The following is a 20,845-nucleotide window of genomic DNA, read 5'->3' on the forward strand; positions in this document are numbered from 1 at the left end:
GCGCGGTGCGTACCTGCAGATCCCGTTGCTGCGGATCAAGACGTGCCGGGCGTTGCGTGGGGTCGCCCGTACCTCATGGTCGCCGTCAGTGTCGGCGGGGTGAGCCAGAATCAGACCCATGGGCGAAACCGCACAAGCGAAGTGGGCGGACGCGAAACTTGCACGCGCCCAGCAGCACCGGCATGACCTCGTGGGCCGTATCGCGGCATGGGCTGGCACGTCCCCGCCAAAGTACGACGGAAACATCGCAGATGACCGGCTGAGCTACGAAGTGCGGGTCCAGATGCGCCACTCTCCGCCGTTAGAGGAATGGTCTTTGATCCTCGGGGACGCGCTTCACAACCTGCGGTCGGCGCTTGATGTGTTGGTTTGGTCGCTGGCCGAGGTGGAGACACTTTCAGGCAAAGAGCAGAAGCGGCTGATGTGGCCGGTTGTGGTTGAGCGCGAGTCGTGGGTGGATGCGGCGGCACGATCGCTCCCCGCGGTCCCCGCTGACGTGGTTGCTCGCATTGAAGAGTGCCAACCGTTTAATTGGCCGGAATCGCAGCGTGAGCAGGATGGCCTGCTGTTGCTGCACAGGCTGGACATCCAGGACAAACACCGACTGTCGCTCGCAGCGCAGGTAGAGCCCACCCGTACCGAAATACAGCAGTCCGTTGAGTTCCACGACGGGGCCGCAGCTGCCCGTAATGCGCCTCCCGACATGACGATCGTCGACCAGGCGCTTGTCAACGGTGCCACTCTCCTGCGCGGCCGCACTGTGGATCCGATCAAGAGGATCGGAGGAACCTTCAACCTGACTTTTCAGACTGGACTCTCGATCGACGGCAACTTTGTAGGCGCCCTGGAGCTGTTGGACGGACTCAGCAGCCACGTCACCCAGGTGCTTCAACATGTCGCGAACCCACCGGACGATGTGGTGAGCTAATACGCGGTGCGGTCCCCGGTCACTCAAGGACAAAACGATCCAAAGCTGCGCCGTCCGGCGCCGGTGAGACGGCCCGGTGGTCGCTACCTTCCGAGGTCCTGCTCGGTGCCCCGGCCGCGGCTGAGGGTCGCTTTCGCGGGTGATTCATCCTTGGTGCGCGAAGAGCTGCGGGCGTGACGGGCCAGCATGTCGTCGGTGGACCGAGAGAACCCGGCCGCGGACTCGATACGTGCCTGACGGGCCTGGTCGGTAACACCTGGTGCGTACAGCTCGGACTCGTCGGCTCGGTTGTAGGGCACCGACTCCTCCGCGATTGCGGCGGCGCTGTCGAGGTCGACGGCGCGCTCGAGGCGTTGGTCTGCGTCCTGGTGCTCACCGGCGGTGTGCGGGGTGTCGAGGATCTCTTCGGCCACGCCGCGCTGCTGCTCGGCTTCGGCGCGGTCAGCGGCCGCGGCGTCCAACGCCGCGCCTGCCCGCTGGTCCTCGGTCAGATTGGCGGCCTGGTCGCCGAGTTGGTCCAGCAGGTACTCCATCGGGGATGTCTGCCAGCGGGTGCGGAACTGTTGGTCCAGTTGCGCTGCGGCGACTTCGGCGGCGGGGTCTTGTCCCGCCCATCCGGCGGCCTGCTCCCACGCGCGTAGCGCGGCCGCCTGGTCCGCGCCGGCGAACGCCGCAGGCTCCAGCAGCGGCGCGTACACGCCCCGCGCGGCCTGCTGGTCGAGACGGAACTGTTCGAGATCTCCGGACAGGCTTTCGGCGCTCACCTGGTCGGTGTCCAGGTTGGCCTCGCGCATCCGGTCCAGGTGCGCGGTCATCTCCAGCAGACCGCGTTCGTCGCGGCCTTCGTCCCATACCTGCTGCAGCGCGGCTTCCCGCTCCTGCGGGCTGGCCCACCCGTCCGGGGCGAACTCCTGGCCGCGGCCGACATAGCTGGCCCATTCCTCGTGGCGTGCAGCCTCGGGTAGTTGCCCGTGGTCGCGCCAGTGCTCCCAGTCGGCGCGCAGCTGTGCTGCACCGTCGTCGGTGGCCAGGGCGTCCTCGTGGTGGCGCTGGTACCAGGCGGGCGCGTGCTCTTGTGCCAGGGACAGCACCTGCGCGTCGCTGAGCTGCGCGGAGCTGGCCCACGCCTGCTCTAGTGCGGCGTCATACGCGCTGTCACGCTCCGCGGGTGCGGCAGCATCGCGGGCGGCCTGGGCGTCGCCCAGCTGGCCGGTGTGCCGGGCCCATTCCTCCCGTACGGAGCGGGTCGGCAGGTCGCCGTGCTCGCGCCAGTGCTCCCAGTCCGTTTGGAGTTGCCCGTCGGGCACGTCGGTGCGGTCTGGGTGGTGGCGGGTGTAGTACCCCGGGGCGTGATCGTGGGCGAGCTGCGCCGCGGCGTCACGGGTCAGCGGTTGTGCGGCCTGTGCCGGTTCGGTGGTGCGCTGCCAGGTGCCGGGGAGGACCTGATCTGGTGCCACCCCGAACCGGTCGGAGAAGCGGTCGGCGATCGCCGCGGCCGCGGCGGAGGCTTGCGGGTCCCGGGTGGCCCACTGCTGGGCGGTCGTCCAGCCGCGGTGCAGCTGGGCTGGTGTGGCCCGGGAACCGGCCCGGTCCTGGGTCAGCGGCAGGTACACCGAGCGGGCGGAGTCACGCGCGGTGAGGAACTGTTCGCGGGCGGCCGCTGCGGCGGCCTGGCGTTGGTTGGTCAACCGGCGGGCGATGTGATCGCCCAGTTGGGAGACGGCCATGACGCTGGAGCGGACCATCCGGTCCAGCTCGGCGCCGACCTCGTCGAGGTGATCACTCATCGTTGCCTCCTATAGGACCAGTGCTGAGGAACCCCGGTGGCACCTGTTCGTGCGGCCAGACCGGGGGTTGTTCGTGGACGCCGCGTTCGGCCGAGCACCGGTGAAAGACGCCGTTGCGTTGGGTGAGCACGGTCATGTGCACGTCGAAGTGGTTGCGGTACCAGGTCGACAGGCTCGCGCCGCCCTCCAGGCGCATCGCCTCGAACGCCTCCCACAAGGCCTCCAGGCGACCCAGAGCGGCGGTGTGCTCCCACCATCGGGCGCACCAGCGCACGTCCTCGGTATCGAGGCGGTAGCGCCACTGCGGCAGCACGAACTCGTCGACGAAAGTGTCGACGCCGGAAAACCACCGCTGTGGCTCGTCCGCATCCGGCGGCGAGGAGGATCCGGTGAGCTGGTCGTCCATGTGGTCAGCTGCCGCGCCCAGGCCTGTGTAAAGCGCACTGGTGCTGGCGGGTGCGCCGTTCGCGGGTGTCATGCGGGTCATCGCCCGGCACCGCCGAGCAGATCCTCAGCCTCGTCGACCGGGCTGTAGCACTCGATACTGGCGGTGATCTTCGCCGCGGCCACCGGGTCCTGGTCATACCAAGGGTCCAGGCTGACCAGCGTGGGGCGGGTCCCGGCGATGAACACCACGCCGCGGCCACGGGGGAACGCGGCCAAGTCCTCCACCGGGAAGATCGCTTCTTCGCGGACGTCACGGGAGGAGGATCGCTGCCCCCGCGTGCCGCTGCTGGTGGAGTGCCGCAGCACCTGACGTTGACCGATGAGGCGCGACATCCCCGCAAGGTGGTCATCGTCGCGGATACCGCCGCCGATGCCCATGATCGAGGCGGCAGACACCATCGACTCCAGGCCGCCTTCGCCCCACGCCCGCACACCCTGCTCACGAGACTGCAAGATCGTGACCAGGATGATTCCCTTGCCGCCGAAGTGGGAGTAGACCTCCGGCAGCTGCGGCAGCCGACAAATGTTCGCGGCCTCGTCCAGCTCGCACAACAACGGCACCGGCAAGCGGCCACCGCGGCTGGCGTTGGCCTTCTCCTCAGCCGCCGCAAACACCGCGTTCACCAGCGCGGCGGTAATAGCCCTGGCTGACCCGGCTCCCTCCTGGGACAACAGGTACAGCGTCTCGCGGGATGTGACGAAGCGGACCGGGTCGAACTGCCGGCGGGTGTCGTCCGGGCCGGTGGGCGTGATCCAGGGCAAGAACTCCGGCTCGCGGAGGAACTGCATGATGCCCTGAGCGGTGCCGTACAACCCGTCGCGTTGCTTGGCGGTTTTGCGGATGTGTCCGGTCAGCGCGGTCGCAGCCATATCCATCCCGTGTTGGCGCAGCAGCTCCACAGGGTTCGGGATCCCCGCCTCCCCATCGGGGAACGTCAGCCAGTCATACACGCGGGTGATGGGCTCCCCGGACAGCGCCGCGGCGAGGAGCAGGTCTGACAGCAGCGATTCGCCACCGGGGCCGAAGTAGGCGTCGGTGGAGGCGTTCGGGGAGGCATAGGAGGCCTGGAACAGACCCGCCAGCTTCTGGGCCCGGGAGACTGCCCCGAAACCGGCGGTGATGTACGACAACGGGTTCCACCACCAGCTGGGCGGCTCTCCGGCGATCTGTTGGGGGTCGCTAATCCACACCCGGCCGATCTCGCTGCGCGGGCCGCGGGTCGCGTTCAGCAGGTCCGGTTTGTTCGCTGTCGCCAGCACCGGGCCCCCGGTGGCCACGATGTGCGGGATGCACTGCGAGGTGGTCTTGCCCATCCGGGGACCCATGAACCACAGCTGAGTGAATTCCCACGGCCCGTACAACGGCTGCTTGGTGCGGATCGCCGTTCCGATCCGTACCCCGGTCCCGGCCTTGATGGTCTGCGGACCCAGCCGGGCGGTGTCCTTAGCGACCTCCCGCTGCGTTAACGGAGCGATATCGCGCCGCGAAGACATCGACTGCGCCCGGTCATCGGTCCACTCCCGCCCGTTGCGGTACTTGCGGACCAACAGCAGCACCAGGACCAACACAACAACCAACAACGCATAGAGCGCCGCGGTGACCGCGATCGCGGTCGTCGACCAGCTGCGCCCACCCAGCAGCCACCCGGCATACGCGGGCGCGGCGAGTGTGATGAGAGCGATCACGATGACCCAGCCGGCCTGCGACTGGCCTGGGTCGGATCGCTTGTTCGGTCGGTTGCTCATCGCCGGTGACCTCCGTTGTGGTGAATGGACTGGTGCAGAAGCCCGACAACCCATCGGCCCAAGCGGTTTAGGAGCCGGTCCAGCACGGTGGGCTGCGGCTGCGCCGCTGACCGGTCGCCGGGCTGGACGCTCATGCGCCCACCTCGGTGTCGGTGGTCTCGCGGGAGGACCACGTCTCCTGCAGGTTCTGCCAGGCGGCGTTGGTGTTGCCGATCGCCAGCTCCGCAGGGGTGAGCTCGACGTGGAAGGGGATGCCGGGCTTCTTTCCCGTTTTGAGTAGGAAGTTGCCCTGCCCGGGCGCGGCTTCGGCCTGACCCGTCTCAGGGTTGACCGTGCCCTCCATCGACCAGTCGGTGATCATCTCCCGCTCCCGGCGAGACATCCCGAATACTTTGGTCAGGTTGCCCATCTCCCCCTCAGCGAGGCCGCCGAGGAACACCATTTCGGAGCGTTCGACGAACCCCCACGCCTTCTTTGTGGCGGCCTCGGTCGCTAGGACGAGATCGTCCATGGTGTGAGTGATCAGCAACTGCCCGATCATCCGTGCCCGGTTCAGGCGAGTGATTGCGTTGACCCGGTCGACCATGAAGGTCGCCGCGTTCAACGCCAGCCACAGCTCGTCCATCACCAGCAGGTACACCCGCCGCTCGGCCAGGCCCGCGTCCGCCAGGTACTTCGCCGCGCTCACGCCGGCGGAGCCGTAGGACCAGCACACCAGCTGCAGCCCGGCCTGCAGCACCTGGTCGTCGTCCTCAACGGCAGACATGTCGAACGAGACCGCCCGGTCCAGCATCATCGGCTCGCTGGTGACCCGGGCGAACGTGTCCCCGTAGGGGCCGTCCTCCCCCAACGTCAGGAGCGCGTCGACGAGCCGTTGGGTGCGGTCGGCGTACCGGCCGGGTTCGCCGCGGTCCTGCACGATCGCGCGCAGCGCATCAGGCCGCGCCTCGATGGTGGTCTGCAGGTCGGCGATGACCGCATGACCTGTCAGGGCGGGGTCGACCAGCCGCAGCGCCGTGGACAGGACGTTGACCTCGTGGTCCAACAGCTCCGACCCGGACAGCTCACACAACCCCCGGACGACGTTGAGGCGCCGCCCTTCCAGGTCGGCGTGGGCTTTGCGGCGCAGCTGCTCGGGCAGCTCACCGATCCGGGCGGCCAGTGGTCCGACATCGAGGGGGTTGACGTTGCCCTCGCCGCGGCCAACCTTGATCACCTGCCCGCCCAGAGCCTTGATGAGGTCGGTGTAGTCCGGGCGCAGGTCCGACAGCACGATGGGCAGTACCCCGTACGCGGGAAGGACCGCGGCCATCTTCCGGACGAGGGAGGACTTGCCCAGTCCGGGTCGTCCGAGGACAAAACCGCTGGGGTTGTTGATCAGCCGCTTCAAGAACCACGTGACCGGGTCCGCGCAGACCGTGCCCCGGGTCAGCAGGTGCCGACCCAGGGGGACGCCGACGACAGGGGTGCCGGATCCGGCCGAGAACGGCCAAAGCCCGCACACCTGCACCGAGGACCCGCGCCACTCCGGTGGGGAATCCACAATGACTGCAGAGCCGCCGCCCTTGCCGGGCCACCCGCGTTTGCCCGGTGCGACCGGCCGTGCGGCAATGTTCGCCGCGCGCCGGGCGCGGATCCCGCTGAACAGCCCGGACTTGCGCTGCGCGGCCTTCTGCGCCCCGCGGGTCGCCCCCGCGGCACGCCAGCCCCGCCGTGTCCCCGCGGCCCGCAGCTCCGTGGCCCGCTCGTCGCTACCCGCTGCGCTAATGGACAAATTGTCCACGAACGGGTTAGGGGCGGGGTCGGCCGTGCTGCGGGTGGGCTCGGTGTTGGTGGTCATCACATGGCCTCTCGGATGCTGGTGGGCAACGTCATGTGCTCCGGCAGCACCAGCCCGATGGGTAGGGATGCGGCGAACGCCACGTCCTGGGAGCCCTTCGCTGATCGCAGCCGCAATCGGGCCGGCGCGGCCAGCGAGGAGGCGACGGTCTTACGGGCCAGGGGCAGCAGCTCCGGGTCCAACACGGTGGCGGTCACGACGATCCCGAACCGCACCAAGGAGGCCCCAGCAGCCTCCTCCTGCTCAGTTTTCAACGCGGCTTTCGCGTCGCTGCCCTTCCGGGCGGTCACCCGCTTGCCCTCGGAGGCTGCCCAGGTGGTGTTCTTCACGTCCCGGTCCACCGCCGCGGCGGACTGCTCCGGGGTCTGCGGGCGGTAGAGGATCGCGACCCGCTTACGGGTCAAGTCCCGGTGCGGCGCCAACAACCCCGCCAACGTCGAGTCGTAGAACACGCCCCGGGGTGGCGCGGTCATCTGCCACGAACAGGAGACCGCGGATTCGTGCTCGTAGTGGTCGTATCCGGCGTGCGCGGCGACCGGTCCGGCCTGGTCCCAGGACAGGCCGGTGCCGTCCTTGGTGCGGGCCTCCTCCACATCCGCCGCCACGGACGGGTCGTACGCGACGCGGACGGTATCGACCAGCTCCTGCGCGGTGCAGGGGCGGCATCCGGTACCAGCGCCGGTCGCTTTCAACCCATCCAGCAGCGACGGGAGGCGGGTGCCGATCTCCTCGGCCATCTGCGCCGTGGTGATTGCCTTGGCCCGGGCGCCCTCGATGGAGGGTTTCCCGGTGAACGTCACAGTGAGGCGTGTGGTGATCACCGCCGACCCGGCCGACCCGTTCACCGAATCGGTCAGGACCTGTTGGGAGAACGCCGGCGACGTCGAGTCCAGGTCAGCGAACGCGGCCCGGCGCAGCCGGTGCCCCGTGTCCGGGGCGGTCTCGACCACGGCCGCCGCGGCGACGATGTCCCCGGTCTGACCCAACCCCGCCAACCAGGCGCCCCAATGGGCGACCTGAGAGTCGATGACGTGCTGGTCCACTCCCCCGGTCCCAGCCGCGTGGCACTCGATCACCACGGTGTGGTGGTGCGTCGACGGGATGCTGATCAGCCCGAACGGTTGGCCCAACGAGTCGCGCCACTGCGTCAGCTCACTCGCTGCCGCCAACCCCGGCAGACGTACCTTTCCATCGGGTGCGTGCCCGACCGGGCCCTGGCGCAGCATCGTCAGCCCGGCCTTCTCCGCGCGGCGGTGACGGGCCCACCGGGCGGTGCGCACGTACGGGTTCAACCCCGACGGGTGCGGGATCAGCATCACGCCCGACACCGCGAGGGTCACCAGGATCAGTCCCAGCCCCAGGAGCAGGTGCCCGCTGATGCTGACCCCGATCAACACCAGCGCGGCGACACCGACCCCGGCGAGGAACACCGGTGGGAGCCCGAACAACCCGGGCACTTTCGGTTGGCGCAGGTTGCCGTACGTGACCCGCTTCGGGCCCAAACCCTCAGATGCCGTGACGTCACTCATGCCCCACCTCTTCTGCTCCGTCAGGAACGGCGCCCTGCGCCATGTCATTGAGCTGCTGGACGGCCTGGCCGCCCAGCTGTGCCGCGGTGCCCCCACCTGAGGAGCCACCGCCGCTGAAACCGCCACCACTGGTCGAGCCCGACGGCACTGCACCGGAACCGGCCGGCGTCGAACCACCGTTATCCGCACCGGCCGATTCACCGCCGGTGGGCGCACCACCGGAGGAACTGGGGCTGCTGGAGGATCCGGTGCCGCCGCCGCTGGAGGACGTCCCGCTCGAGGAACCAGAGCCAGTGCTGCCGCCACTCGGTGCGCTGCCGCCGTCGTCAGAGGGGACGATGCCGCCCCCGTCATCGGAACCGCCGGAGTCGCCACCGCCACCAGACCCACCCGGCAGGGCGCCACCACCAGGCAGGCCACCACCGCCGGAGGAGCCGCCGCCACCGTCACCACCAGGTGAACCGCCGCCGCCCTTCGGGCCGGCTCCCTCACCCCCGGCAAGACCGCCACCGGTCATGCCGCCGCCGCTGGAGCCGGCGGTCATGGAGGCACCACTGCCACCGGCACCGGCGGCGGCTCCCGCACCCGAGGCGCCCATGGTGCCGATCGCGACCGCACCGGTCGCTACGGCGCCGAGCGCTGCACCGCCGGAGAAGGCACCGGAGGAGCCCATCGCGGCCATCGGGACCAGGAACTTGATCAGCGACGGCAACGCCAGCGCCGCGAGCACCAGGATGGTGATGCCGTAGATGCCGTTCATCAGGCTCGCGGTGGTCTTGTCGCTGTCCCCGGGTGAGTGCAGCAGCTTGAATCCGGTCGCGTAGATCGTGGCCGCGACCGGTTTGTAGATGGTGAACGCGAACATCAACATCAGGGCCCGCTTGAACCGTGCCCAGCCCTCTTCGGAGTAGGAGTCCGCGGCGAATACCGGGATGAAGACCGCGAGCACGTAGATCACCGCGCCGCGGACCACCATGAACACGATCTGCATCAAGGAGGCCAGGATCAGCAGCAGGAACAGCAAGAACCACGCGCCGAGGGCGTTGTTGACCTCTGCGCCCCCGCCGGCATTGATGGATTCGTTGATGATGGCGGTGAACGCGTCACCCGGAGTGTTCTTGCCCGTGGCCTGCTCCAGGATCCAATCGGAGTACCCGTTGCCGGCGTCTAGGAAAATCGAGAACATCGCCGTGGTCAGCGCCGAGGCCACGGTGAGGACGATCAGCCCGCGCAGGATCTCGCGTGCGGACTGGGCGGCCTTGTTGGTCCATACCAACCGTCCCACGGCCAGGATGAACCCGAACGTGGCCAGGATTGCGAGGATGTAGGACTCATCCCCCACCAACGACGCGATCTGACCACCCGAGGCCGTGGACGCACCCAGCTGCGGATCGGGCACCTTCACCCAAAACGTCGCCACCGTCTTCAACATCGCCTGGGCGCCGTTTGCGAAGGCTGCCACGACCTCTTGGAAGCCGGTTTTCGCCAGTGATTTCGTGATGCACGTCAGTGGGTTGATGGGGTCGTAGCAGAACTTCGCGGGTGCTGGTCCCGGCATCATGAGGTGGGCCCCACGTTGGATGCGCTCATCGGGATGTAAGGGCTCAGACTTGGCACCTGGACGGCGTTGGCCACGCCAGTGACCTGCCCGTTGACCTTCCAGTCCCCGCCGGACCAAATCATCGGCAGCGTTTGCTCGACGTAGATGTCCTGCACCGTCAGGACGATCTTCACCAAGCACTCCGACTGGGTGCAGGCCTGCGTCAAAAACCCGGAGTACACAGCGTTCGAGGCATCTGCGGGCAACGCGTCCGCTGCATCACGGCCTGGGCCCGGGGTGTAATTCAGCATCAGCGCGTCGTGCGCGTTCGAGGTTGTGCCCGCAGAGCTGATGTTGAACGCCGCGATCACCGCTCCGGTAGGTGAATCCTGAAAACAAGACCGCAGGGTGCCTCCGGGGCCGTTGATTTTCTTAGGCCCCGCCGATCCCGACACCGGAGTCGCCAACGAGCCCACCAGCTTCCACGTCGCGGGGATCGCTGCTGTTGGCACCAGTGTGTTCCCGCCGGGAACGCTGCACCCGCCCACCGCGGGGGCGGTGGTCGGGGTGCTTGTGCCCGACAGGGGGCCGGCGCCTGTGGCGCCGACCGTGGGTGTGGCGGTGACGGTCCGGGTCGGTGTCGCCGTCGACCCGGACCCGCCGCCGCCGCTCAGCAGGATCCAGAGCAGGCCGGCGATGACCAGGACGATGACGCCGCCTGCTCCCCACCACAGCGGGGAGCTGGCCATCCCCCCGCCGGCGGTGATGTCGTCGTTCTCGTCGTTGTCGCGAGCCATGCCCGCCTCCTCCAGAGTTGCCGGTGAGTGGTGCGGTCAATCCGTCAGACGATGCTGACGCCGGTCAAGGTCGCGATGAACGTGGTCGCAGACCCCACGACAACGGCTCCCACCAGGGAGATGCCGATGATCTTCACGCCGTGGATTTCACGGCCTTCGATCATTCCGATCACCAGGTAGGCGATGCCGCCAATGAACCCCAGGACGCACAGCAGAGCGACGGCCCACATGGACCAGCCGACGACCTTGGTCAGGCCATCGACACCGGGGGGCTTCTGGATCCCCGATGCGGAGAGGCGGCTGGTGATGCTGGCAGCGGTGCGGGTGGTGACGGTGGTGGTGCTCATGAGAAATTCCCTTCAGTTGAGGTAGTGAACTTTGAGTGCGACTTGACGTGTGGGAGTGGTTGCGGCGACCAGAGGTTCACCACGAAAGTCGCAGTGAGGCCGATGACGAACGCGGAGCAGGCGGCTCTGAGACACCAGCGGCGGCGTCCGCCGTTTTCGCCCGCGGTGGTTGTCACCACCAGGACCGTGATGAACAAAACAACACCCGACAGGGCCGCGAGCAGGAGAAGGATCATTGATGCCGTGGGGTGCGACGTTTGCGTCGCAGCGTGCATCTGGCCCATCACTGCACCACCAGACTGAGGACCGCGCTGATGCTCGCGATAAGAACGGCGGCGACCGCGGCAATGGTGAGGCGGGCCGTCGGGTCGGGACCGAAGCAGCAGGTGTGCCCAGTCGCGACCTTGTAGACGATCGTGCCTGTCGCGCCTAGGAAGACCACCGCGGCAGCGAACTCCACGACGAGCAGGACTAGGTACATCACTGCACCACCACCCAGAGCAGCGTGATGGGGCCGGTGAGAAGAAAGGCCCCCATTGCGACGTCGCCAAGGCGTCGCTGCGGGTTGGGGGTGTCCCACCGTGGCCTGCCCGTCGCGTTGAGCCACATCAGCGTGCCGCCTGCGGCGAGGACGACCCCAGCGGACGCCCAACCCATGATCAGCCAGACAAGGTGCATCACGTCGTCCTTTCCGTGGCGGCCGGTACGCATAGGGCGCGGAGCTGGTTGACGGTGCGGCGTACCCGTAACGGGGCGGCGGAGATCTCCGGGACGGTCTGGGTGCGCCACGGTTCGACCCACCCGATCCGCCACGTGCGCGGCAGGATCTGCATCACCTGACGGCACCCAGCCAGCTGGGCTTTGCTCATCCGGGGTCCGTCGTCGACGAGGACCAGGCCCAGCAGCTCAACGTCGGAGAGTTGCCCGCCGGCCCAGACCTGGCCGGCCCGTTGCACCGCGGCCAACCCTGCGGCGTGGGTACGGGCGGCCAGCAGCACCCGGGGGGTCCCGCCGAGCGGGACCTTGGTGCCCGCGTCGACCGCAATGGCTTCACTGAGCAGCTGCCCCACCGTGGTGACACCCGCGCCGCCGTGCAGACCCACGACGTGCGTGCGGGCCTCGGGGCCGGCGAACAATCGCGGCAGCGACGCCCCGGCGGGTGCCTGGATCCCCAACGGGCGTGCTGGGCCGGTGGCCTGCAGGTTTTCCCCCAGCAGCTCGTCGACCGGCATGGCCTCCTGCACGGGCTCCGGAGGCGGAGCTGCGGGCAGGAACGGGTTGACCGGTGCCGGGTCCTTCCGACCGCGCGACAACAAGACGCTCCCCGGCACGCCGCAGCCCTCCCAGATCGCACTCATACGGTCTGTCCCTGCGTGCCCAGCCCGCCGGCGACCAGCGCCGCGGCGTGCCGCCACGCGACCTGGGTGTCCGGGCGTAGCCCGTCCAGGCGCAGGTGCGCGGCGCGCATCCCGGGGTCGTACGGGATCGGCGCCGCCGCTCGGGCAAGCTGCTCGAACCGGGCCAGGTACTCCCCGCCGGGGGCTTCGTTCTGGTCCGCGTGGGCGACCACCACGACCGCGTCGTCCGCGAGCTGGGCGGCGGCCTGGCCTTGGGCGTGCAGGTCGTCCAGCACGAGCCGGGCGGCTTCGGCGTGATCGGGCCTCGTCGTGGTGGCCACCACCAGCTGGTCGGTGTGCTCGATCATCCGCAGCCAGTTCGCCGCGGACTCGTCGTTGCCGGAGTCGATGAAGATCAGCCGGTAGTACCTGGCTGCGACCCGGTGCAACGCGTCCAAGTCGGCACTGGTGAGTCGTTCTTCGGGGGCGATGCTGCGCGGGTTGGATCGCAGCACGTCGTACTTGTCCTCGGTCTGGTGGTGCACGAACGCGGCCAGGTCTGCTGCCCGCGCCTCGGGGCGCATCAGGTCATCGGCGGCGCCGAGCAGGTCCCGGACATGGGCCTCGTGGGGGCCTTGTTCGGTGCGCCAGCCCATCGTTCCGCGGGTTTCGTTGTTGTCCCACGCCAAGCACCCGGCGCCGCCCCAGCGGGCGAACATCGCCGCCAGCAGCACCGCGGTCGGGGTCTTGCCGGCGCCGCCCTTGGGGTTAACGATCGCGATCGTGCGGGGGCCGGCCCAGTGCTGGGAGATGGCCCGCAGCTCCGCGCGTTCGGTGATCTGCTCCGGGGTCGGACCCTTGACCTTCTTCTCCAGGCCGATGCTTTGCAGGAACCCGTGCCACCCGCCGACCTTGGCCGGGGTGGCCATCCCGGAGAACGCCTCGTCCGTGCCGGGAAGGAATGTCATCGACGCCCGCCGCTCCGCGCGGGACTGCGGCACCTCCTGTGGGGCCACTGCTGCGACAGGCTGTGCGGTCGCCGGTGCGTACGGTGTACGCGCATCGTTGGCGTACGGCGTACGCGAATTCTGATCAGACGGTTGCGGGTCCGGTGCGGCTGTAGGGCTGTGCGCCGAGTCTGGGGCGTTACCGTGTGTTTCGCCCGTTGGCGAGATGGCTCTCTTGGCGGGCACGCCCCGGTCGGTTGAGGTTGTAGGCCCTTGACCGGTCGGGGTCACCGACCCCTCCCGCTCGGCGCCTTGCCCCACAGGTGCGGTCCCGACGGACGTGACGGATCCGTCGGGACCGACCTGCAGCTGCTGGGTGCCACCGTCATCGACGGCGGTCACCTGCACCGGACCCGACGCGGCCTGGGCAATGTAGGCGATCGCGGCCTGATGCACGCTCCTTCCCGCGTCGACGCGGATGACCTGGCCGTCGAGGATGAACTGACTCTCCCCGATGATCAGCATGAGCGTCGTACCGGTCGAGCCGTTCTGGATGTCCTGTGTCATGGGCTTCTCCTCGTCGTGTGCTGCTGCAGCTGGTGGGTGTGTTCAGGGCGTCTGGTCGTAGACCTGGGTCACGCGCCACGGGCCAGTGGCTGAGGTGCGCCGGCAGGTGACGATCCACACCGCGGTGGTGGCCTTGCTGGTCCAGTTCCCTACGCCGTGCCCGGTGGTGGTGACGTCGATCTGCCGGACCGCGAGGGTGGGGCTGTCCCCGGTCTGGTCCGGTACGTCGGTCATCGGGACGGCCTTCGCAGCCGCGGTGGTCCAACCGTGGTGCGCTGTGAGGACCGTCCAGGCCGCTCCCCCGCCGCCGTTCCCGGACAAGGGCGCCGTGACCGCGGCCGCCAGCGGCGCACCGAGCAGCGGCTCCGCCCGCCGCTCCGCGTCCAGGGTGGTGGTGTCGATTGCGGTGTCCTGGGTGGCGAACACCCGCATCACCGCGGCCGCGACTGCGGAGGCGTCTTTCTGGTTAACCCCGCCCAGCTCTGGTGCCCCGCCACGCGGGGTGCCCGCCCGCCCGGAGGGCAGGGTCGTGGTCGGGATCGTCGGCGTCGACGAGCTGCTCGTCAACGACGGCGGGGCGTGTGACGGGGTGACGGTGACCGTCACTGGTGTCTTGGTGGCCTTGTCGGCGCACCCAGCGACCGCGAGGGTGCTGATCGCCGCGGCGATCGCGACGGACGTACGTGCAGCGCGCATGGTCACTTCTTCCGGTAGTAGACGGCGTCGGGGTGACCGGCGTAGAGCACGGTGGAGGATTGCCGGGCCTGGGGTGCGAACCCGACGTGGCCGGGGTAGCCGTAGGAGCCCTCCACGAAGTTGCCGGCGAACCCCGGGACCGAACCGACGTACATCCACACGTGCGTCAGGCCCCCGCCGTTGCTGATGCCCACGTCCCCGGGGCGCAGCTGCGACAAGTTCAGCGACGAGGCGGAGCCGAGGGCTTGCCAGTGCGCGGCCATCCACGCCTCCTGGACCGGCACGAACCCGGCGCCCTGGGCGGTGAGACCCGAGTTGTTGTACGTCGGGTCCACGGCGGTGGTCGCGATCAACGAAACCGTGGCCGAGCAGTGGTCCCCCTCCGGACGCCCAACCGGGACTTCCCCGATCTGGTGGGCGTAGAAGTGACCGCTGCCCTCCGCCGCCTTCACCGCGGCCGCGTACTGCGGCATCTGGGCCAGGTGGTCCTGGCCCTGGTTGGTGGGCCACGCGTACGCCAGCACCGTCTGCGCCAGGGACGCCCCGGCGGCCAGGCCCCCGCCCGGCAGGGTGAACAGGGCGAGGTATTTGCGGATGGTGGCGATGTAGGCCGGGGTCTGCCCGTTCTGCGGGACACCACCGGCGCCGGCGACCGCGCCCAGGCCGGCGTTGTACGCCGCCCACGCCAGATCGTTCGGGTCACCCTTGACTGAGCCGGTTTTCAGCAGGGTGCTGACCTGGGCGTAGAGGGCGCACATGAAGTGCGCCTGCGCGGGGATCGCGTCGCCGGGGTCCAGGGGTGAGTTGGTGCCGTTGTGGTCGTAGTCCTGCCCCCACGTCTTCCACGTCCCGGGCATGAACTGCGCGATGCCTTGGGCACCCACCGAGCTGGTCGCGTTGGGGTTGAAGTTGGACTCTGCCTTCAGCTGGGCGGCGATGTCCGGTGCGGTGATCCCCGGGCACACGGTTCCGGCGGCCTGGATCAACGGCACGAGGTTGGCCGGGATCCCGGCCGAGTTCAGACCCCCACCCGGCGCGGCCGGGGGTGTGGGTGACGCACCGGAGACAGCGACCACCACCATGACCGGGATGGCTGCGACCCCCAGCACCGCTCCCCCGATGCCCTTGCCGCCCACGTCTACTTCCCACCCGCGGTCGTCGAGCTCGTCGCTGATGGCTTCTTCGTCGCCTTCGCGGTCGGCTTCTTCGCCGGTGTACTCGAGGTCGGCTTCACCGGGGGCGTCGGGGCCACCGTCGTCGACGGCACGCTCGAAGGTGTCGATGACGCTGAGGGTGCAGCAGGTGTGGTGCTGGGCAGCAGGTACAGGCGGGGGGTGTCGTCGGCCGAGCCGATGACCAGTGCTGAGGTGCCCACCAGACCGGCCGGAGTGACCGGATCCGTGGCGCCTGTGGACCCGTTCGCGTTGCTCAGCGTTGACGTGGTGCCGGTGCTCGCGCCACCGAGCGGAGCACCCGTCGTGGATGCCGCGACGGTCTGCTGATCAGCGTTACTGCACCAGATCACGCGGTCGCCGGCCTGCTGCGCGGTCCACCCGGCCGGCAGCGGGTGCACGGCCCCGGTGTGCAGGTCCACCACTGAGAAGCCCAGGACCCCGACCGTGCTCGAGGGCGACACCAGCAACGGTGACGCAGCGTTCTGCGTGTCGATCGACTCGCTCGTCCACCCGGCCCGGAAACCGTTGAGCGCGGTCGCGCGCAGCAACACCGTTCCGGTGGTAGTGGCCTTGGTAGGGGTCCACTGCTGGATCAGCGTGGTGTCGGTGACCGCGACGGTCGTGCCGCCGGTCCACCCCTTCGGGGCCGGCAACGTGGTGGGGTTACCCGCCACGGTGGGTGAGGTCACCCGCCAGGCGTGCCCGGAGCCATCGGTGGCCAGCAACGTGTCCTTGGGCAGAATCGCCACCGCCCGACCGCCCGGGGGCAACGCACGCGTGACCAGCTTGCCGCCCAGGCCCACGATCGAGACCGTGGTCTGTGACCGGGGAATGATCGGCCCCGCCGGGGTCAGCACTACCGCGGTGTCCGTGCCCGACGTGGGCACCGGCCACTCCCCCAACCGCTGCCCGGTCAGCGACCAAACGCTCACGTCTGTGTCGGTGGCCACCATCACCACCGGCACCCCCGCAACCCGTCCCAGCGCCGGGCCCGCCGCGACCGAGGACCCCGCCAGGTCCTTGATCCACACCGGGGCGCCGCTGCGGGTGCTCAACGCCGTCAGCGCCAGGTCCCCGCTGCCACGGGTCGTCACCGCGTAGATCAACGAACCGTTCACCGCCACCGGTGACGCGCTCTGCTGGGTCGCGTCCACCGACGCCACAGCCGCCGAGGACCAGGCGGCCTGCGGCGACCAGCCCACCGGAGCGGCCACCGGCAACTCCGTCGGCGTCGCCGACGGAGTCACCGTCCGAGTCACCGCAGGATGCGGAGCCGGCGCACCACCGTGATGCGCGAGGACGACGCCGGCAATGCCGCCCCCCACCAGGACGACCGCCGTGCCCAGCACCGCAACGCGCACCCCGGTGCGCTTCTGACCGTTGCGCTGGGTAGCGCCCGAGGCTTCGGCAGAGCCCCATGACTCCGTCATCGGCCACACCTGTCCATCGGCATCGATCACCATCGGCCAGGTGTTGCCCGCCTCGTCCTCCGCAATCGCCCGGATCGCCTGAATGGACCCCTCACGGGCCGCAGCCCGAGCGGCCACCAGCTGAACCCCCGCCTCCTGCGGGGTCATCCCCGGCGGAACCGTCACCGGCTCCTCGTCGACCGTGACCTGGCCACGGACCAGGCTCATCCGCACCTGCGGGTACGCCGGTACCCGTGCTGGGTCGAACCCGTCGGCGGTCACGACCGGCCTGTCGACCGCGGCGCGCCTGGCGTCCCGCTCATGACAGGGCCACCGCAGGTCATCAGCTGGCGGGTGGTCTGTAGGCCCTGGCGGGCAATCGAAGCCTCAGCTGCCGAGAAAGCAACCAAGGCTCCGATCGAGCCCGCCAGGGCATCTAGGGGGCGCATCCGCTTCTCGGCACGCGGAGTGCACTGGGGCGGACTGTCTGAGCAGCTGCGCAAGCAGCCACACCTGGTGCCTGCACCACGGTTCCAAGGGTCTGGCTGGGCTGCCATAAGGGCTCTAATCCGATCATTTGATTTGCATAACGATCATTTGATCGTTATGCCGGCCGCAAAAGACCGCGTGTTGAACAGGTTGGCTTCGAGTACGTGCCTATATGGCAGGGTTTGCAGGCGCGGTACGAGCGTTGAACATGGGACGGGAGCAGAGCGAATGGCCACGTCCGGCGAGGTACAACACCTGGCGGAAAACCTGATGTGGCTTAAGCGCAACGTCCCCAGCGCCAGTGGCGACTACTTCACCTATGACGCGCTGCGCGACGCCATTCTGCGCATCGACCCAGACATGGAGATCTCTACCGGCCACCTGTCGGCGATCCACCGCGGGGCGAAGCCCGCAATCGGTGCGCGTCTGCTGTGGGACATTGCCGGCGTCTACGCCATCGACCACAGATTCTTCTTCGATGCGACCACACGTAACGACATCAAGGTCGCCGTCACAACGTACGGCTCGCTGCGGAAGCGAGTGGTCGATGACGGCCACTAGGACGCACCAGCCAGCAACAGCCGCTCAGCAAGACTCGCTGGCACGCGCAGTCCCAGCGACACGTTCAGCTGCTCCAGGATCGATGCCTGGCCGCGGCCGCCATCGTCAACGCCCACGGCACGGCACGCCGCTGACAAGAGGTCTCCCCGAGTCATGGCCGTGCGCAGACTGGGCGGGACTTCCTCCCCTACGACCTCGCCGACATCTGCCGGCTCAAAGTTGACCATCCCGCTCCTTGGAACTTAAATGTTCTACGATGTGCACGTAGAGACAGTGCATCACCCACAAGCACCGTGGTCAACGACCTAAGGAGTGGCTTTGGTTCGCTTTTGGTCAAGAAGCGGTCAGAAGATATAAATTCCCATGAAAACTGAACCCAAGGTGTGGGACCTCATCCCCGATTTCGGGCTACGCCTCCAGGACGCGATGGACCACGCCGACCTCACCGCGGCACAGCTGGCCGAGCGTCTTTCTGAGATCGGCCTGCACATGCATCCGAAGTCGATCGCGGCACTCACCAGCGGAACCCCTGTAGTGCGGGCCAACGGCAGGATTCAGGCCAAACCCAATCCGACAATTCTGACCGTGGCAGCGATTGCCTCAGCGTGCGATGTCCCGCTGGGCTGGTTCCTCCAAACGGAGATCGACTACATCGGCATCTACCTCGGCCGCTGAAAATGCGGGAGCCGTCTGAGCCTGCGCGACACGCCTGCTCGCATCCCCAGCGCCACAATGACCACACCCACCGTCGCGAACCCCCACCGTGCTGACAAGAGCGCAGCGGCGGCTGCTCCAATGGCGAACCCCAACGGGTCAAGACCCACGATCGCGAAAGTACCGACGGCAACGACCGATGGCCCTTCGGGTAGGTCCGCGGCGCGCTCACGGATCAGGCCCTGCATCAGCTGCCCGATCGGCCCTGACAAGACACCCATGACCGCTGCAGCAGCAGCGGCGCCCACCGCCACCGGGCTCCAGGCCAACGTCAGACTCACAGCTCCCACCGCGGCCGCTAGCAGCATGGCAGCCGCGGGACGGCCCCTGCGGGGGAAATTCGGCCAAACCAGACCGCCGACGGTGCCAATGAGCAGCCCCACACCCCAGGCGCCGGCAATCCACCTGTACGCCTGAGGTCCCCACCCCTCCGAGCGAACCAGCAGCGGCAGTAGGACCAGCATTAACGCCCCGGTGAGCAGGTTGTATGCACCATGAGCCGGAACGCTGATTCGTAAAACCCGATCGTGAGCGACGGAGCGAATACCGGCGAGCAAAGACGTAGCCGCCTCTTCAGGCGGTTCCGCGTCTATCTCTCGCGGCGCAAAGCGACGAATTAGGGGGATCGACAGCAGCAGCAGCACACCACTGACTACGGCCACCTGGCCGGGATCCAAAAAAATCACGGCGAGAAATGCTGCGCCCGATTGCGCAACACGATTACACAGTCGCTCAAGTCCCGTCGCGACGCTTTGCGCCTTAGCCGGCAACAGCGCCAGCTGCACGGATTCCATTGCTGGCAGGTGGTAGCCGTCAACCACCGCTAGAGGGATGGCAAGGCCGGCGACCAGCCAGAGGTTGGCCTTGTCGCCTGAGGCCACGACGCCCATCCCCCACAACAGCAGCACCGCCGCGCGAACCCGTATCGACCACCTAGCGACCTTCGCCGGACCAACGCGGGTCGCGAGGTGGCCTCCAGGAACAATGGCGACAGCTGTGACCACCCCGACGATCGCGAGCACCAAACCGCCCGCCGCGCCCTTCGAGGAGGTCACCCAGGCAAGGCTGATCCACCACAGCAGATCCGCTAACCCGTCCAGGAGGAACACTGTCAAGAAGGGGCGAACGCCCCTCGCTCTAAGTGCCTCTCCCACGGTCCAATTCGTCGCCACGCCCCCCCCGGTCGCTTCTACTGCGGCCAGCGCAGCGGGACAGCCTGAACCGCTGCATACACCGGGGTCAGACCCTGGCGCATTGCCGCCGTGTCCATCTGGTCGCTTCGATCACGTGATCGGCGCCGCCATTCGTTCAATAGCTCAAGCAGGCCGTTGTGGAACTCCTCCATCTCGTCGGGACCGCTGAGATGAAGCCATTGGTCCCACACGAGCACGTGGTCCCGCCATTTCGCAGGCCACTTGTCTTCTTCATCCCCCGCCCACTTGCGCACATTGCTTGTCAACGAGGCGAGGTAGACCGTCGCCCACTGTTGTAATGCCGCGTCGTTGTACTCGCTGTTACCGATTGCCTCATCGAGGACCACCCCACCGGGCAGGGCCTCCCACCGTTGGAAGCGAGCCGACGAATGGTCGTTCAAGGGCTTCACGTACCCCGCCGACTCCATCGCACGCAGGTGCCGCAGCGCGGCACGCTCCTCGCGTACCCCCGCCGAAGCTCCCACGTCAGAGGCGCGCATCGGGCCGAGCCCCCTAAGCAGTGAGTACATGGCCCACCTCGCCGGATGAGCCATCACCGCCATGTTGGAAGGTGTCAGATCCGGCGTCGACGCTTCGCCGGCGCTGCTCACCCGCGTCTGCTGGTCATCGCCGGTCATCCACAGGAGTGTAAGCCTGGACACCGCTCATAAGATCGGTGCGACAGCTCTTTGTCGTACCGATGAACTGCCTTCGACCTTTGGAGAAACGCATCATGCAGTGCATGACTCGCGGCACCGGCGGCTGACCCACTCGTCCCCTGGGACAGCACCTCGTC

20 protein-coding genes are annotated in these 20,845 nt (G+C 68.3%); 3 read left to right on the forward strand and 17 right to left on the reverse strand.

Translation table 11 applies throughout. The features are described 5' to 3' along the window. Nucleotides 1–118: 118 nt before the first annotated feature. Nucleotides 119–928, forward strand: a complete 810-nt coding sequence (locus tag JOB34_RS15665) for a hypothetical protein (RefSeq protein ID WP_208053570.1) — start codon at nucleotides 119–121, stop codon at nucleotides 926–928. Nucleotides 929–1,011: 83 nt separating this feature from the next. Here JOB34_RS15665 and JOB34_RS15670 read toward each other — a convergent pair whose 3' ends face one another. The 15 genes from JOB34_RS15670 to JOB34_RS15740 all read right to left on the reverse strand — a co-directional run bounded on the left by JOB34_RS15670 (nucleotide 1,012) and on the right by JOB34_RS15740 (nucleotide 17,374). Further along, nucleotides 1,012–2,715: a hypothetical protein gene (locus tag JOB34_RS15670; RefSeq protein WP_208053571.1), complete on the reverse strand. Its 1,704-nt coding sequence runs from the start codon at nucleotides 2,713–2,715 to the stop codon at nucleotides 1,012–1,014. Continuing rightward, complete coding sequence (locus JOB34_RS15675; RefSeq protein WP_208053572.1) at nucleotides 2,708–3,202, reverse strand: DUF4913 domain-containing protein; 495 nt, start codon at nucleotides 3,200–3,202, stop codon at nucleotides 2,708–2,710. Before JOB34_RS15675 ends, JOB34_RS15670 begins: the two co-directional genes overlap by 8 nt. After that, nucleotides 3,199–4,908 (reverse strand): type IV secretory system conjugative DNA transfer family protein, encoded by a 1,710-nt coding sequence (locus tag JOB34_RS15680; protein WP_208053573.1) that lies wholly within the window; start codon nucleotides 4,906–4,908, stop codon nucleotides 3,199–3,201. Before JOB34_RS15680 ends, JOB34_RS15675 begins: the two co-directional genes overlap by 4 nt. Before the next feature lie 130 nt (nucleotides 4,909–5,038). Next, the gene (locus JOB34_RS15685; protein ID WP_208053574.1) at nucleotides 5,039–6,748 is read right to left on the reverse strand and encodes a hypothetical protein; all 1,710 of its coding nucleotides are present in this window, start codon (nucleotides 6,746–6,748) and stop codon (nucleotides 5,039–5,041) included. Next, nucleotides 6,748–8,277 carry an SCO6880 family protein gene (locus JOB34_RS15690; protein ID WP_208053575.1) on the reverse strand — a complete coding sequence of 510 codons (1,530 nt, stop codon included), beginning with the start codon at nucleotides 8,275–8,277 and terminating at the stop codon, nucleotides 6,748–6,750. Before JOB34_RS15690 ends, JOB34_RS15685 begins: the two co-directional genes overlap by 1 nt. Further along, nucleotides 8,270–9,739 (reverse strand): hypothetical protein, encoded by a 1,470-nt coding sequence (locus tag JOB34_RS17940; RefSeq protein WP_208053576.1) that lies wholly within the window; start codon nucleotides 9,737–9,739, stop codon nucleotides 8,270–8,272. The genes JOB34_RS15690 and JOB34_RS17940 overlap by 8 nt, the downstream gene beginning before the upstream one ends. A gap of 95 nt (nucleotides 9,740–9,834) precedes the next feature. After that, complete coding sequence (locus JOB34_RS15700; RefSeq protein WP_208053577.1) at nucleotides 9,835–10,614, reverse strand: hypothetical protein; 780 nt, start codon at nucleotides 10,612–10,614, stop codon at nucleotides 9,835–9,837. 44 nt (nucleotides 10,615–10,658) lie between these two features. Then, entirely contained in the window at nucleotides 10,659–10,961 is a 303-nt protein-coding gene (locus JOB34_RS15705; RefSeq protein ID WP_208053578.1) for a hypothetical protein, read from the reverse strand. A 283-nt stretch (nucleotides 10,962–11,244) separates the two neighbouring features. Next, on the reverse strand, nucleotides 11,245–11,445 hold the full coding sequence (locus tag JOB34_RS15710) for a hypothetical protein (RefSeq protein ID WP_208053579.1): 201 nt from the start codon (nucleotides 11,443–11,445) through the stop codon (nucleotides 11,245–11,247). Continuing rightward, nucleotides 11,442–11,639, reverse strand: a complete 198-nt coding sequence (locus JOB34_RS15715; protein WP_208053580.1) for a hypothetical protein — start codon at nucleotides 11,637–11,639, stop codon at nucleotides 11,442–11,444. The genes JOB34_RS15710 and JOB34_RS15715 overlap by 4 nt, the downstream gene beginning before the upstream one ends. Then, nucleotides 11,639–12,319, reverse strand: a complete 681-nt coding sequence (locus tag JOB34_RS15720; protein WP_208053581.1) for a DUF6668 family protein — start codon at nucleotides 12,317–12,319, stop codon at nucleotides 11,639–11,641. The genes JOB34_RS15715 and JOB34_RS15720 overlap by 1 nt, the downstream gene beginning before the upstream one ends. Then, the gene (locus JOB34_RS15725; protein ID WP_208053582.1) at nucleotides 12,316–13,812 is read right to left on the reverse strand and encodes an ATPase; all 1,497 of its coding nucleotides are present in this window, start codon (nucleotides 13,810–13,812) and stop codon (nucleotides 12,316–12,318) included. The genes JOB34_RS15720 and JOB34_RS15725 overlap by 4 nt, the downstream gene beginning before the upstream one ends. 42 nt (nucleotides 13,813–13,854) lie before the next feature. Further along, entirely contained in the window at nucleotides 13,855–14,508 is a 654-nt protein-coding gene (locus JOB34_RS15730) for a hypothetical protein (RefSeq protein ID WP_208053583.1), read from the reverse strand. A 2-nt stretch (nucleotides 14,509–14,510) separates the two neighbouring features. Next, nucleotides 14,511–15,644, reverse strand: a complete 1,134-nt coding sequence (locus JOB34_RS15735; protein ID WP_208053584.1) for a lytic transglycosylase domain-containing protein — start codon at nucleotides 15,642–15,644, stop codon at nucleotides 14,511–14,513. A 2-nt stretch (nucleotides 15,645–15,646) separates the two neighbouring features. Next, nucleotides 15,647–17,374 (reverse strand): hypothetical protein, encoded by a 1,728-nt coding sequence (locus JOB34_RS15740; RefSeq protein ID WP_208053585.1) that lies wholly within the window; start codon nucleotides 17,372–17,374, stop codon nucleotides 15,647–15,649. A 435-nt stretch (nucleotides 17,375–17,809) separates the two neighbouring features. Between JOB34_RS15740 and JOB34_RS15745 the strand changes: the two genes are divergently transcribed. Continuing rightward, nucleotides 17,810–18,142: a hypothetical protein gene (locus JOB34_RS15745; RefSeq protein ID WP_208053586.1), complete on the forward strand. Its 333-nt coding sequence runs from the start codon at nucleotides 17,810–17,812 to the stop codon at nucleotides 18,140–18,142. A 363-nt stretch (nucleotides 18,143–18,505) separates the two neighbouring features. Continuing rightward, nucleotides 18,506–18,817 carry a helix-turn-helix domain-containing protein gene (locus JOB34_RS15750; RefSeq protein ID WP_208053587.1) on the forward strand — a complete coding sequence of 104 codons (312 nt, stop codon included), beginning with the start codon at nucleotides 18,506–18,508 and terminating at the stop codon, nucleotides 18,815–18,817. Here JOB34_RS15750 and JOB34_RS15755 read toward each other — a convergent pair. Both JOB34_RS15755 and JOB34_RS15760 read right to left on the reverse strand, forming a co-directional pair. Then, nucleotides 18,802–19,965, reverse strand: a complete 1,164-nt coding sequence (locus JOB34_RS15755) for an MFS transporter (RefSeq protein ID WP_347813893.1) — start codon at nucleotides 19,963–19,965, stop codon at nucleotides 18,802–18,804. The genes JOB34_RS15750 and JOB34_RS15755 overlap by 16 nt on opposite strands. 80 nt (nucleotides 19,966–20,045) lie before the next feature. Then, nucleotides 20,046–20,687, reverse strand: coding sequence for a helix-turn-helix transcriptional regulator (locus tag JOB34_RS15760; protein WP_208053589.1), 642 nt, complete (start codon nucleotides 20,685–20,687; stop codon nucleotides 20,046–20,048). Nucleotides 20,688–20,845 lie beyond the last annotated feature (158 nt).

This window comes from Allobranchiibius sp. GilTou38 (genome assembly GCF_017565325.1).
Lineage (GTDB): Bacteria > Actinomycetota > Actinomycetes > Actinomycetales > Dermatophilaceae > Allobranchiibius > Allobranchiibius huperziae.